Source organism: Vibrio sp. 1402, assembly GCF_033340275.1.
In genome coordinates this window covers 1-552 of sequence record NZ_JAWOWE010000572.1, presented here as the reverse complement: position 1 = coordinate 552, position 552 = coordinate 1, and the positions used below count along the sequence as shown (strand labels likewise).

Annotated in this window: 1 protein-coding gene; it reads left to right on the top strand. The window is 50.4% G+C overall.

The features are described from left to right. On the top strand, positions 1-501 hold a 501-nt coding region (locus R7044_RS27315; protein ID WP_225456236.1), incomplete at its 5' end, for an ABC transporter permease. Positions 502-552 lie beyond the last annotated feature (51 nt).

Here is a 552-nt window from a genome sequence, read left to right as displayed (position 1 = left end):
CCGAGCTGTGGCGATCAAGAGGTGGAAATTACGCCTTGGCAAGAGCGTGCGTTTTCCCATCTCAAAGTGAAAGATTTGTATGACCGTATTTTCGGCATTATGGGCGCGGTGATGGCTCTGGTCGTGTTTGTCGCGTTGTTCAACACCATGACTATGTCTGTGACCGAGCGTACTCGTGAAATCGGCACCTTGTCCGCATTGGGCAGTTATCCCCGAGAAATCATCGCCGGATTTCTACGCGAAGCGGGTTTACTCGCGTTGATTGGCAGTTTAATCGGTGCCTTGTTTACCGCGCTGGTGACCATTTTTTTGATGGTGGTGGACGTACAAATGCCGCCACCGCCAGGACGCACAGAAGGCTATCCATTGACGATTTACTTTTCTTGGGAGCTGGTGGCTGCTGCAGGGTTATCAGTATTGCTGATTTGTTTGGTCGCGGCGTTTTTCTCGGCGCGTAAAGGCGTGAACAAGCCAATTACGGAGGCACTGATTTATGTTTAATTTCAAACCATTGCTAACCATCACACTATTGGCTGTCAGCAGCGTTGCGAG